Here is an 11,554-nt window from a genome sequence, read left to right on the forward strand (position 1 = left end):
GCCGGGTCCGGCCCCGTCCGCTCCGTCTCCGCCTCGGGGGGCGGCGGGGCTGCGGGCGGTTGCGGCCGCGTGCTCATCTCGGGCCGTCCGAGGAGGAGGCCCGCGCACTGCGGCGCCGGCTGACCAGGTGGTGCGGGAGGAGGTGGTTCACGGGATCACACCCTCGGATCGCAGGGCATCGTCGATCTGCTCCCTGATGGTGTTGACGGAGCTCTCCGGTTCGATCCCGGACGGCGGAGACAGCGTGTGGGAGACCGCGATCGACACGTTCTGGTAGACCGGGGTGATCGGGCGCACGCTCGCCGACTCCAGGGCGGCCAGCACGTCCTTGGAGAAGGGGTACTCCTTCATGAACGCGGGCTCGTCGTACAGGGCGCGCAGCGTGGGGGGAAGGCCGCCCTCGAGCGCGGCGGTGAGCTGGTTCTCCCGGTTGCGCAGGCACAGCGCCGCCTCGAAGGCCAGGTCGGGGTGGCGCGAGTAGGCGCTCACCGCCAGGTCGATGCCGCCGATGGTGGGCCGTGCAGGGCGGTTCGGGTCGACCCGGGGGTACGGCGCCCAGCGGAAGTTCTTGAACAGCGCGGGGTTGTTCGCCTTCATCGACGGATAGACGAACGGGTAGTTGAGTTCGAACGCCGCCGTCCCCGACTCCATGGCGAGGCGGTTCTGGTCCTCCATCTGGTTGGGCAGGGAGGGGTCCGCGGCGGGGGACCTCGCCAGATCACGCATGATCCCGGCGGCACGCACGGCGGGAGGACCGAGGGAGGGCTCGGTCGCGCTCGCGTTGAGGATGGAGCCGCCCGCGCTGTTGATCAGGGAGTTGAACCAGACTGTCAGGCCCTCGTACTGGGCGCCCTGGATCTCCACGAAGTGCGGCTTGCCCTGCCGGGCGAGGGCGTCGGCCATGTCCAGCATCTCGGCCCATGTCCGGGGCGGGGTGGGCACCAGGTCCTTGCGGTACCACAGGAGCTGGGTGTTGGTGTTGTACGGGACGGCGTACAGCTTGTTCTTCCAGGTCGAGGTCTGCAGCGGTACGCGCAGGGTGCCCTCGACAGCCTGCCGCTTCGCCGCTCCCGTCCATTCCCGGATCCAGCGTGCCTCGGCGAACTCCGCCGCCCAGGTGACGTCCAGGCCCAGGATGTCGAGCGAGTCGTCCTCGGCTGCGAGTCTGCGGACGAGCTGCTGGCGCTGGCCGTCCGCGGCACGCGGGAGCTTGTTGTAGCTGATCCGGTAGCGACCGCCCGACGCCCGGCTGCACCGGTCGGCCGCCTTCTGGAGCGCACCGGAATCGTCGGGGAAGTTGTACCAGTTGAGGGTGGGCCTACCGGAGCCCTCGTCACCGCCACAAGCGGCGAGCACCGACGCCAGCAGCGGCAGTGCGGCGAACGCCCGCAGCCATCGTGTCCCTCTGGGACGTCCCTTCCGACCCGAAACCGGCCGGCAGCCGCACCTCGCGTGCACGCGCTCCACACCTCGTTTCCGGACGGTGGCACGGGACTCGGACCTCGCAGAGTTTCTCCCGGAACACTAAAGGCCACATAAAGCAAGATCAAGCACATATCGCATCGAATCACCCGTCGGCCTCGCGCGGGACCGCCTCGCCGGATCTGCGGGCACGAAAGGGGGACGGTCGCCTTCAGTCGCGTCCCGCCGCTCTTGTTTCCTACCGCTTCGCTGTCGGGTGCGCGATCCACCGCAGGACGGTCAGGGTGCTCGCGACGGCCCGCTTCACCATCGGGGAACGAAGGGAAGAGAGCGTCGTACCGCCGTCGCACAGCACCCGGTCCCCGCCTGGCCCCGAAAACGACGAAGAGGCCACTCCGGATCAACCGAAATGACCTCCGACCTGCTACTTCGCAAGTCGGGACGACAGGATTTGAACCTGCGACCCCTTGACCCCCAGTCAAGTGCGCTACCAAGCTGCGCCACGTCCCGTTGCCCGTCTGACCTGGGGTTTCCCCTGGCTGAACGTGCACCGAAACAATACCGCACTCGGGCCTGTGGTCGCGCACCCGTTTGTCGGCGGACGGGCGCCGCCAAAGTCCGTGCTTGACCTGAAGCTTGGTTGAGGTTGCAGGCTCGTCGGTATGACGACGACAGCGGAACGTACGTACGGGTTCGCGGACCTGCCCGGGCTGATGGAGCTGATGACGGGGGCCGAGAAGCACGGGCCGGCGGCCACGTCCACGCTGGACGTGTTGTGGGTGCTCTACGACCGGGTGCTGCGGGTGGGGCCGGGGCGGACGGACGACCCGGAGCGGGATCGGTTCCTGTTGTCGAAGGGGCACGGACCGATGGCGTACTACGCGGTGCTCGCGGCGAAGGGGTTCGTGCCGGTCGACTGGCTGCCCGGCTTCGGCTCGTACGACTCGCCGCTCGGCCACCACCCGGACCGGGTGCTCGTGCCGGGCGCGGAGATCGGCAGCGGGTCACTCGGGCACGGGCTGCCGATCGCGGTCGGGACAGCGCTCGGACTGCGGTCCCAGGAGCGGGCCGACCCGGTGGTGTGGGTGCTGATCGGGGACGCCGAGTTGGACGAGGGCAGCAACCACGAGGCGATCGCCTACGCCGGACCGGCCGGGCTCGACCGGCTGCACACCGTCGTGATCGACAACTCCTCCGCCAGCCATGCCCTGCCGGGCGGGATCGCCGCCCGGTTCGAGGTGGCGGGCTGGTCCGCCGAAACCGTGGACGGACGCGACCACGAGGCGCTGTACGCCGCCTTCACCGCGCCGCATCCGGGTCGGCCGCGGGTCGTGGTGGCCCGCGTCGAGCCGAAGAACGCCTGAGCTCCTGGTTCCCCCGACTGCACTGAAAGGAAAGAGACTTCATGGACACCATGCGTGACCGTTTCGCCCCCGTCGTCTCCCGGCTGCTCGACGAGGACCCCCGGGTCGCCGTGGTCCTCGCCGAGATCGGCAGGGACGGCTTCACGGAGGCGTCGCGCAGGCATCCGGACCGGGTGGTCAACGTCGGCATCCGGGAGCAGTTGCTGGTCGGCGCGGGCGCGGGGCTGGCGCTGGCCGGGATGCGGCCGGTACTGCACACCTTCGCGAGCTTCCTGGTGGAGCGGCCCTTCGAGCAGGTGAAGCTGGATCTCGGGCACCAGGACGTGGGCGCGGTGCTGGTCAGCGCCGCCGCCTCCTACGACTGGCCCGCCGGCGGTTCCACCCACATGGCACCCGGCGACGTGGCCCTCCTCGACACGCTCGACGGCTGGACCGTGCACGTGCCGGGCCACCCCGACGAGGCCGAGACCCTGCTCCGGCACGCGGTCGGCGCGGGCGAGGGCAAGGACGACAAGGTGTACGTGCGGCTGTCCGCGCAGTCCAACGGGCGGGCGCTCACCGTGGACGGGCAGCGGTTCCGCACCGTGCGCGAGGGGCGGCGCGGGGTGGTCGTCGCCGTCGGGCCGATGCTCGACGCCACCCTCGCTGCCACGGAGGGTCTCGACGTGACCGTGCTGTACGCGACCACCGTCCGCCCCTTCGACTCGGCCACGCTGCGCCGGGCCACCCGGTCGGCGGGCACGGACGTCGTCCTGGTCGAGCCCTATCTGGCCGGCACGTCCACGGCCGCCGCGAACGACGCGCTGGCCGACGTGCCGCACCGGATTCTCGGACTGGGGGTGGGCCGCAGGGAGTTGCGGCGGTACGGGCGAATGGAGGAGCACGTGGCCGCGCACGGGTTGGACGCGGCCTCGTTGCACGAGCGGATCGCGGGGTTCCTGCGGTAGCGGGCCGGGGGCCTGATCGGGGTGACCGACGCCGGTGGCGCCTAGGGGACCGGCGCCGGCGCTCCGAGGGGGTCGAGCCGCCGTCAGTCGGCGGCCGGGAGCCCCAACTCCGGGTGGGCGTCCAGGAGTCCGGTCGGGGCCGCCTGGCGCCAGGAGTCGGCGAGGATGTCGCGCAGCTCGGGCTCACCCTCCAGGGCGGAGAGCCGCACCCGCACCCACGCGAACCCCGCCTCGTGGTCGGCGATCCAGAACTTGCCGGGCTCGGCGAGGACCAACTCGTCGCGCTCCTCCTTCGGGCAGCGCACGGCCATGGACGTCTCGTCCTCCGGCAGGGTCGCGAACATCTTCGCCGCCACCCGGAAGGTGGGCATGTTCCAGGCGACCTTCTCCGTGGTGTCGGGCAGGGAGAGGGCGACACGTCGTACGTCTTCGGCATCCGGCATGAGAGGCACCGTAGCGGTCACCACTGACAATCCCCCGGCCGGATCCGGTGCCGTACCTCGCCGCCGCGCGCCATGTCTAGGCGCAGACGCCGGGACCCACCCGCTTGTAGTGGATCGACGTCGGGCGCAGCGTCCCGTGCGGGTCCGCCGCGTAGTCGGGGATCGTCCCGATCCGGGTCCACCCGGCCCTGCCGTAGAAGCGCTCGGCGGGACTGCCGGTCTCGGTGTCCAGGTGGAGCAGGGTGATGCCCGCGTCGGCGGCGGCCCGTTCGGCGGTCGCGAGCAGTGCGCGGCCGAGGCCCTGTCCACGGCCGTCCCGGTGGACCATCAGCTTGACGAGTTCGGCGCGGTGACGACTGTTGGGCTTGTCCGGGAAGACGAGACCGACCGTGCCGACCACCCGGTCACCGTCACGCGCCACCCACACGGCGAGACCGCCGGCCGCCACCGCGTTCGCGCGCTCCTTCCACCAGGCGACGGCCCCCGCCCGGTCGAGCGGGAAGAGGAAGCCGATCGAGGCACCGCCGTGCACGGTGTCGACCAACAGGTCCGCCAACTCCTCGACGAGGGAGAGGGGTGGTGAGCCGTCGAGCCGGGAGATCACTGTCCCGGAGGCGGGCGAGGCCCCGGGCACCGACTCGGCATCCGTCACGGACTCGGTCACGGCTTCACCACCACCAGCGCGTACCGCACGCCCTCGGGCCCGGGGCAGCGAAACCGCGTCGCCCCCCACACCCGCATCCGCAGACAGTCCCCGGCGGCCAGCCGGTGCTCGACGTCCCGGTCGGTGACGTGCAGGGTGCCGACCAGGACCCAGATGTGCTGTTCGAGGCCGGGCACGGAGGGACGGTCGTAGGCGATGTCCGCGCCCGCCGCGAGCCTCCCCTCGACGAGTTCGCCGCGCAGCCCGGCCGTCGGTGGCGACACGGAACGCCGTACGAACCCGGAGGCCCTGTCCTCCCAGACGGCCTGCTCTCCTTCGCGCACCACGGAGACCGGCTCGGACTCGACCTCGCTGAGGAGCTGGGACATCGTCCGGCCGTACACATGACAGAGGCGGTTCAGGAGGGCGGCCGTGGGGCTGGTCTCCGCGCGCTCGGCCCGGGAGAGGGTCGACCGGCTCACACCGCTGCGGTCCGCCAACTCGCCCAGGGACCAGCCGTGTTCGGCCCGCAGCTCAGCCAGCCGGGCGGCCAGGCGGAGATCGACGGGGTCCAGTACTGCCACTTCTTCGACTCTTCCCATATCCGGGATGCTATCCCGGATATGGGAAGCCGCTTCTTCGGTGCGCGCCGCCTCAGCTCCGCCGCCTCACTCCGCCGCCTCCCCCAGCGCCTCCAGCACCGGCCGGATCAGCGGGTGCCCCTCCGCCCCACGGCGTACGGCGGCGAAGACCCGGCGCGTGGGGGCCACCCCGTCCACGGGGCGTACGACCACGCCCGTGAGGTCCGTCCCGCGCAGCGCCGAGCGGGGTACGAGGGCGACGCCCGCGTCGGCGGAGGCGAGGGCGACGACGGCGCGGAAGTCGTCGGAGGAGTGCTCCAGGCGGGGCTGGAAGCCGGCGTTCTCGCAGGCCAGGACGACGACATCGTGGCAGGGATTGCCGGGGTAGGGGCCGATCCAGGAGTCCTTGGCGAGTTCGGCGAGCGGCACCTCGGCCGCGTCGGCGAGGTGGTGGCTGACGGGCACGACCGCGTCGAAGGGCTCGGCGTACAGCGGGACGTGGGTGAGGCGCGGGTCGTCGGCGGCCGGGGCGCCCCGGTACTCGACGGCGACGGCGATGTCGACCTGCCGGTCCAGGACCATCGGGAGGCTGGCGTCACCCTCGGCGTCCTGGACGCGGAGGCGGATGCCGGGCGCGGACGCGGCGAGGCGGCCCAGCGCGGGCGCGACGACCTGGGCGATGCCGGTGGCGAAGGAGGCGACCGTGACGGTGCCGGCCGCGCCCGAGCTGTACGCGGCCAGTTCCGCAGCCGCCTGCTCCAGCTGGGCGAGGACCGCGTGGGTGTGGCCGAGCAGGATCTCGCCGGCCGGGGTGAGCCGTACGCCCTTCGCGCCGCGCTCGACCAGGCGGTGGCCCGTCTCCTGTTCCAGCGCGGTCAGCTGCTGGGAGACGGCGGACGGGGTGAGGTACAGCGCGGCGGCAGCCGCCGTCACCGTGCGGTGGTCGGCCACCGCACGAAGGATGTGGAGCCGCCGCGCTTCGATCATGTGACCGATTCTCTCAAATGCCCGCTTTCCCCATGAACCCGTCCGCTCGGACCTCCGCCTCGGGGTCCGACTCGGGGTCCGGCTCAGGCCTCCAGCTCGGCCCGTGCCGCCACGAACGCGTCCACCGCACGGTTCACGTCCGCCGTCGAGTGCGCGGCGGAGAGCTGGACCCGGATGCGGGCCCGGTCCTGGGGGACGACCGGGTAGGAGAAGCCGATCACGTACACACCGCGCTCCAGGAGCAGTTCGGCGAGGCGGCTCGCCTTCGCCGCGTCGCCGATCATGACGGGGGCGATGGGGTGGTCGCCGGGGAGGATGTCGAAGCCCTCCTCGGTCATCCGGCCGCGGAACAGCGCGGTGTTCTCGGCGAGGTGGATCCGCAGGTCGTCGGCCTCCTCCAGGAGGTCGAGCACCTTCAGGGAGGCCGCCGCGATCACCGGGGCAAGCGTGTTCGAGAAGAGGTACGGGCGGGAGCGCTGGCGCAGCAGGGCGACGATCTCGGCGCGGGCGGCGACATAACCGCCGGAGGCGCCGCCGAGGGCCTTGCCGAGGGTGCCGGTGATGATGTCGACGCGGTCCATGACGCCGTGCAGCTCGGGGGTGCCACGGCCGCCGGGGCCGGTGAAGCCGACGGCGTGGGAGTCGTCGACCATGACCATGGCGTCGTGTCGGTCCGCGAGGTCGCAGATCTCGCGGAGCGGGGCCACATAGCCGTCCATGGAGAAGACGCCGTCGGTGACGACCAGCTTCCGGCGGGCGCCGCCCTCCGAGGCTTCCTTCAACTGCCGTTCCAGGTCGGCGAGATCGCGGTTGGCGTAGCGGAAGCGGCGGGCCTTGGACAGGCGGATGCCGTCGATGATCGAGGCGTGGTTGAGGGCGTCGGAGATCACCGCGTCCTCGGGGCCGAGCAGGGTCTCGAAGACGCCGCCGTTGGCGTCGAAGCAGGAGGAGTACAGGATCGTGTCCTCCTGGCCGAGGAACGCCGACAGCCGCGCCTCCAGCTCCTTGTGCACCTCCTGCGTACCGCAGATGAAGCGGACGGAGGCCATGCCGTAGCCCCAGCGGTCCAGGGCCTCGTGGGCGGCTGCGATCACCTCGGGGTGGTCGGCGAGGCCCAGGTAGTTGTTCGCGCAGAAGTTGAGGACCTCGCCGGGGCGGCCGCCCGCGGTCACGGCGACGGCCCTGGACTGCGGGGTGCCGATGACCCGCTCGGGCTTGTGCAGCCCGGCGGCGCGGATCTCGTCGAGGGTGGCGCGGAGGTCGTCGCGCACGGAGTCGAACATCAGAAAGCTCCTAAAATGCTTACGCGGGAAGGGAGTTACGCCGATCGCACGGACGCTCACGCGCTCCAGTCGAGGATGACCTTGCCGCCTCTGCCACTCGCCGCGTCGGCGAAGGCCGCCTCGTGGTCGCGGTAGCCGTAGCGGCCGGTGATCACGGGGGCGAGGTCGAGGCCGCCCTCCAGGAGGACCGACATCGCGTACCAGGTCTCGAACATCTCACGGCCGTAGATGCCCTTGATGGTGATCATCGAAGTGACGATCCGGGACCAGTCGACGGCGAACTCCTCGGACGGCAGCCCGAGCATGGCGATCCGCCCGCCGTGCGTCATGTTGGCGATCATGTCGCGCATCGCGACGGGGTTGCCGGACATCTCCAGGCCGATGTCGAAGCCCTCGCGCAGGCCGAGGGTGCGCTGCCCGTCGGCGATGGTCGACTCCCGCACGTCCAGCGCGAGGCTGACCCCGATCTTGCGGGCCAGCTCCAACCGGTCCGCGCTGACGTCCGTGACCACGACGTGGCGGGCGCCGGCGTGCCTGGCGACGGCGGCGGCCATCAGGCCGATGGGTCCGGCGCCGGTGATCAGGACGTCCTCGCCGACCAGCGGGAAGGAGAGCGCGGTGTGCACGGCGTTGCCGAACGGGTCGAAGATGGCCGCGACGTCCAGGTCGACGGGGACGCGGTGCACCCAGACGTTGGTCGCGGGCAGCGCCACGTACTCCGCGAAGGCGCCGTCGCGTCCGACTCCCAGGCCGACGGTGGCGCGGCACAGGTGGCGGCGGCCGGCGAGACAGTTGCGGCACCTGCCGCACACGAGGTGGCCCTCGCCACTGACCCGGTCGCCTGCCTGGATCTCGGTGACGTCACGGCCGGTGTCCACGACCTCGCCGACGAACTCGTGGCCGGCCACCAGCGGAGTGCGGATGGCCTGCCGGGCCCAGCCGTCCCAGGACCGGATGTGCAGGTCGGTGCCGCAGATCCCGGTCCGCAGGACCTTGATCAGTACGTCGCCGGGGCCGACCTCGGGCTCCGGGACGTCGACGAGCCACAGCCCGGGCTCCGCCTTCTCCTTGACCAGCGCCTTCAACGCTACGGCTCCTGTGGGTGCGCCCCCGACGGCGGGCATGGCGAACAGGCCCGTACCGGGGAGAGGGGTGGGATCGCCGATCAATCTGCCGTACGGCGGTACCTCGGGTCCATCGAGGTTTTCTTAACCTCCGCCGCAGCTTTCCTTCACACCCCGCCGGGCCGTGGAATCCGCCATGATGTGCCGACCGCTTCCCGTGTCACGGGAACGCCTCCCGCCCCTCGATCCGGGCGGTCAGTTCCGCGGCCATCGACTTGATGGTCTCCAGTCCGGCCCTGCCCCAGGGGCGCGGCCGGACGTCCAGGACGCAGACCGTGCCGAGGGCGATGCCCGTGCGGTCGAGCAGCGGGGCACCCAGGTAGGAGCGGATGCCGTGGTCGTCGACGACGGGGTTCCCGGCGAACTTCGGGTATTCACACACGTCTTCGAGGACCAGCCCCTTGCGGCGTACCACCACATAGGGGCAGAAGCCGCGGTCACGGGCGAGGCGACGATCCACCCCGAGCACCGTGGTGTCCGCCGTGGGCTCCGCCGACACATGCAGGCCGGCGAAGAACTGCCGGTACTCGTCGATGAAGTTGACCATCGCGTACGGCACCGAGGCGACCTCGGCGAGGCGGTCCGCGAAGGCGTCGAAGGCCGGTTCGGCGTACTCTCCGAGCCCCAGCAGCCGCAGCCGCTCCACGCGCTCGGGAGCGTCCCGGTCCTCGGGGGTGAGCAGCAGCCGGCCGACCGGACGCGGCGGGTCGTACATCACGTGTGGGCTCCGTGGCTCGGGAGCTGGACCGGGGTGTGGGCGAGGAGGTGCTTGACGAGGATGAGCAGGGTCTGGACGCCCGAACTGGAGATGCGGGCGTCGCAGCAGACGACGGGAATCTCCGGGTCGAGGTCGAGGGCCGCGCGCACCTCGTCGGCGTCGTAGCGGAAGGAGCCGTCGAACTCGTTGACGGCGACGATGAAGCCGAGGCCGCGCTGCTCGAAGAAGTCGACGGCCGCGAAGCAGTCCTCCAGGCGGCGGGTGTCGGCGAGGATGACCGCGCCGAGGGCCCCCTCGGAGAGTTCGTCCCACATGAACCAGAACCGCTGCTGCCCGGGGGTGCCGAACAGATAGAGCACATGGCGCGGATCGAGTGTGATGCGGCCGAAGTCCATCGCGACGGTCGTCTCGACCTTGTTCTCGATGCCGTCGAGATTGTCGGTGGCGGCGCTCACTGTGGTGAGCAGTTCCTCCGTGCTCAGCGGCGCGATCTCGCTCACCGCGCCGACGAAGGTCGTCTTGCCGACCCCGAACCCTCCCGCCACCAAGATCTTCAGTGCGGCGGGAAAGGGGTCAGAGCTGTCGTCGTAGTCCATCGAGCACTGCCTCCAGAAGAGACCGGTCTGTCGGGTTGTGGTGGAAAACCGGGGGCTTGGTGGTGAGGGCCCCGCAGTCGACGAGGTCGGACAGCAGCACCTTGGTGACCGCCGCCGGCAGCTTCAGGTGAGCGGCGACCTCGGCGACCGAAACGGGTGCCCGGCACAGGTCGAGTGCAGTCGCGTGCTCGGGGCCGAGATAGCCGAGGGGGGTCGCCCCGGTGGCCATCACCTGCGAGAGGAGATCGAGCGCGGTGGTCGGCCGGGTCCGGCCGTTGATGACGGTGTAGGGACGTACCAGACGCCCGGCGGCGTCGTCGTACAGAGGTCCGTCGCCGGCCGCGGACACGTTCAAGGCCTCATCGCGGAGGGTTCGACGCTTTGGCGGGGCCGGGTGACCAGGTACGGGCGGACGCTCTTGACGAGCATCGCCATCTCGTAGCCGAGGACCGCGGCGTCGGCCTCGCGTCCGGCGAGCACGGCGAGGCAGGTGCCGGAGCCCGCGGTGGAGACGAACAGCAGGGTCGAGTCGAGTTCGACGACGACCTGACGGACCTCGCCGCCGTCGCCGAAACGGACGCCCGCGCTGCGTCCGAGGGAGTACAGGCCGGAGGCCAGGGCCGCCATGTGGTCGGCACTGTCCGGATCGAGGCCGTGGACCGACTTCACGAGCCCGTCGCAGGAGAGCAGCACCGCGCTCCTGGTGTGCGGCACACGCTGGACGAGGCCGCTCATCAGCCAGTCGAGATCGGATACATGGCCGGTCGGCGCATCGCTCGCCATGGTGGATCGACTCCTTGGGGTGCGTTGGTCTGCGGGAGCGGAGGGTGTGGGGACCGTGGTGGGGGTGGGGGTGGGGAGGGGTGTGGTCATCCGGCCGGTGTGCTCCCGTCCGGCCGGGACGTGCGGTCGTGTGCCGCGTCGAGGGCCGACGCCGGCGGTACGGCTATGGGGGCGACGCCCCTGGGGTGTCCGCCCAGGGGCTGGGCGGCGTCCTTGTGGGGCGCGTCCATGTGGGCCAGCTCCATGTGGAGCGCGTCCGTACCGCCCGGTGACGCCGAGGCGAGGTGGCCCGTGTTCAGCTGTCCGGTGTCGATGCGGGACGCGGCGTCGGGGGCGGGGGGTGCGAGGTCCGCGGCGGTCGTGTCCAGCGTGGAGGTGTCCCAGTCGGAGCTCTCCGTCTGGCGGGCCTCGGCGAGTCCGATGCCGCGCTGGAAGGCCGCCATCAGCCCGGGGTCGTGGCCGATGTAGTGGTCGGGGTCCTGCCTGGGCGCGGGCGCGGGGCCGCCGCGGAGCTGGGGCACGATGTGCTGCTGGGCGCGGCGACGGGGCAGTTGGGGCCTGCCCATGGTGCCGCGTACGGCGCCGCCGACGCGGGGGGTCGGAGGTGTGCCGGTGTGCTCGGCGACGGTCCGCCGGTCGTCGGGACCGACGCCGGGCACGGCC

13 protein-coding genes, 1 tRNA gene and 1 pseudogene are annotated in these 11,554 nt (G+C 71.5%); 2 read left to right on the top strand and 13 right to left on the bottom strand.

What is annotated here, in order from left to right; genetic code table 11:
• Nucleotides 1–147: 147 nt before the first annotated feature.
• On the bottom strand, nt 148–1,356 hold the full coding sequence (locus tag AWZ10_RS01595) for an ABC transporter substrate-binding protein (RefSeq protein WP_234360703.1): 1,209 nt from the start codon (nt 1,354–1,356) through the stop codon (nt 148–150).
• Nucleotides 1,357–1,858: 502 nt separating this feature from the next.
• Nucleotides 1,859–1,932: transfer RNA gene (locus tag AWZ10_RS01600), tRNA-Pro, on the bottom strand.
• A 152-nt stretch (nt 1,933–2,084) separates the two neighbouring features.
• On the opposite strand from AWZ10_RS01600, the gene AWZ10_RS01605 reads away from it, so the two are divergent.
• Both AWZ10_RS01605 and AWZ10_RS01610 read left to right on the top strand, forming a co-directional pair.
• The gene (locus AWZ10_RS01605; RefSeq protein WP_046707676.1) at nt 2,085–2,786 is read left to right on the top strand and encodes a thiamine pyrophosphate-dependent enzyme; all 702 of its coding nucleotides are present in this window, start codon (nt 2,085–2,087) and stop codon (nt 2,784–2,786) included.
• Between the two features lie 41 nt (nt 2,787–2,827).
• A complete protein-coding gene (locus AWZ10_RS01610; protein WP_060890258.1) occupies nt 2,828–3,733 on the top strand; it encodes a transketolase family protein in 906 nt (301 codons plus the stop codon).
• An 83-nt stretch (nt 3,734–3,816) separates the two neighbouring features.
• Here AWZ10_RS01610 and AWZ10_RS01615 read toward each other — a convergent pair whose 3' ends face one another.
• From AWZ10_RS01615 to AWZ10_RS01665, 11 genes and pseudogenes are all read right to left on the bottom strand, one after another.
• A complete protein-coding gene (locus AWZ10_RS01615; protein ID WP_046707674.1) occupies nt 3,817–4,176 on the bottom strand; it encodes an MmcQ/YjbR family DNA-binding protein in 360 nt (119 codons plus the stop codon).
• A 76-nt stretch (nt 4,177–4,252) separates the two neighbouring features.
• A complete protein-coding gene (locus tag AWZ10_RS01620; RefSeq protein ID WP_205576379.1) occupies nt 4,253–4,780 on the bottom strand; it encodes a GNAT family N-acetyltransferase in 528 nt (175 codons plus the stop codon).
• Between the two features lie 56 nt (nt 4,781–4,836).
• On the bottom strand, nt 4,837–5,421 hold the full coding sequence (locus tag AWZ10_RS01625; protein WP_060890259.1) for a helix-turn-helix domain-containing protein: 585 nt from the start codon (nt 5,419–5,421) through the stop codon (nt 4,837–4,839).
• A 66-nt stretch (nt 5,422–5,487) separates the two neighbouring features.
• Complete coding sequence (locus AWZ10_RS01630; protein ID WP_060890260.1) at nt 5,488–6,387, bottom strand: LysR family transcriptional regulator; 900 nt, start codon at nt 6,385–6,387, stop codon at nt 5,488–5,490.
• Between the two features lie 83 nt (nt 6,388–6,470).
• Nucleotides 6,471–7,670, bottom strand: a complete 1,200-nt coding sequence (locus AWZ10_RS01635; RefSeq protein WP_060890261.1) for a glycine C-acetyltransferase — start codon at nt 7,668–7,670, stop codon at nt 6,471–6,473.
• 56 nt (nt 7,671–7,726) lie between these two features.
• On the bottom strand, nt 7,727–8,755 hold the full coding sequence (tdh, locus tag AWZ10_RS01640; RefSeq protein ID WP_060890262.1) for an L-threonine 3-dehydrogenase: 1,029 nt from the start codon (nt 8,753–8,755) through the stop codon (nt 7,727–7,729).
• Between the two features lie 199 nt (nt 8,756–8,954).
• A complete protein-coding gene (locus AWZ10_RS01645) occupies nt 8,955–9,512 on the bottom strand; it encodes a GAF domain-containing protein (protein ID WP_046707668.1) in 558 nt (185 codons plus the stop codon).
• Nucleotides 9,509–10,108: a GTP-binding protein gene (locus AWZ10_RS01650; protein WP_060890263.1), complete on the bottom strand. Its 600-nt coding sequence runs from the start codon at nt 10,106–10,108 to the stop codon at nt 9,509–9,511. Before AWZ10_RS01650 ends, AWZ10_RS01645 begins: the two co-directional genes overlap by 4 nt.
• Nucleotides 10,086–10,457: a DUF742 domain-containing protein gene (locus AWZ10_RS01655; RefSeq protein WP_037704089.1), complete on the bottom strand. Its 372-nt coding sequence runs from the start codon at nt 10,455–10,457 to the stop codon at nt 10,086–10,088. The genes AWZ10_RS01650 and AWZ10_RS01655 overlap by 23 nt, the downstream gene beginning before the upstream one ends.
• A 2-nt stretch (nt 10,458–10,459) precedes the next feature.
• Nucleotides 10,460–10,891, bottom strand: coding sequence for a roadblock/LC7 domain-containing protein (locus AWZ10_RS01660; protein ID WP_046707667.1), 432 nt, complete (start codon nt 10,889–10,891; stop codon nt 10,460–10,462).
• Between the two features lie 86 nt (nt 10,892–10,977).
• Nucleotides 10,978–11,554, bottom strand: a pseudogene (locus AWZ10_RS01665) (hypothetical protein); the annotation flags it as partial.

This window comes from Streptomyces europaeiscabiei (genome assembly GCF_001550375.1).
GTDB classification, from domain to species: Bacteria; Actinomycetota; Actinomycetes; order Streptomycetales; family Streptomycetaceae; genus Streptomyces; species Streptomyces europaeiscabiei.

What these genes read in the sequence shown, in the direction of transcription:
- AWZ10_RS01605 (WP_046707676.1), top strand. Translation starts at nt 2,085, where the DNA reads ATGACGACGACAGCGGAACGTACGTACGGGTTCGCGGACCTGCCCGGG.
- AWZ10_RS01610 (WP_060890258.1), top strand. Translation starts at nt 2,828, where the DNA reads ATGGACACCATGCGTGACCGTTTCGCCCCCGTCGTCTCCCGGCTGCTC.
- AWZ10_RS01615 (WP_046707674.1), bottom strand. Translation starts at nt 4,176, where the DNA reads ATGCCGGATGCCGAAGACGTACGACGTGTCGCCCTCTCCCTGCCCGAC.
- AWZ10_RS01625 (WP_060890259.1), bottom strand. Translation starts at nt 5,421, where the DNA reads ATGGGAAGAGTCGAAGAAGTGGCAGTACTGGACCCCGTCGATCTCCGC.
- AWZ10_RS01630 (WP_060890260.1), bottom strand. Translation starts at nt 6,387, where the DNA reads ATGATCGAAGCGCGGCGGCTCCACATCCTTCGTGCGGTGGCCGACCAC.
- AWZ10_RS01635 (WP_060890261.1), bottom strand. Translation starts at nt 7,670, where the DNA reads ATGTTCGACTCCGTGCGCGACGACCTCCGCGCCACCCTCGACGAGATC.
- AWZ10_RS01650 (WP_060890263.1), bottom strand. Translation starts at nt 10,108, where the DNA reads ATGGACTACGACGACAGCTCTGACCCCTTTCCCGCCGCACTGAAGATC.
- AWZ10_RS01660 (WP_046707667.1), bottom strand. Translation starts at nt 10,891, where the DNA reads ATGGCGAGCGATGCGCCGACCGGCCATGTATCCGATCTCGACTGGCTG.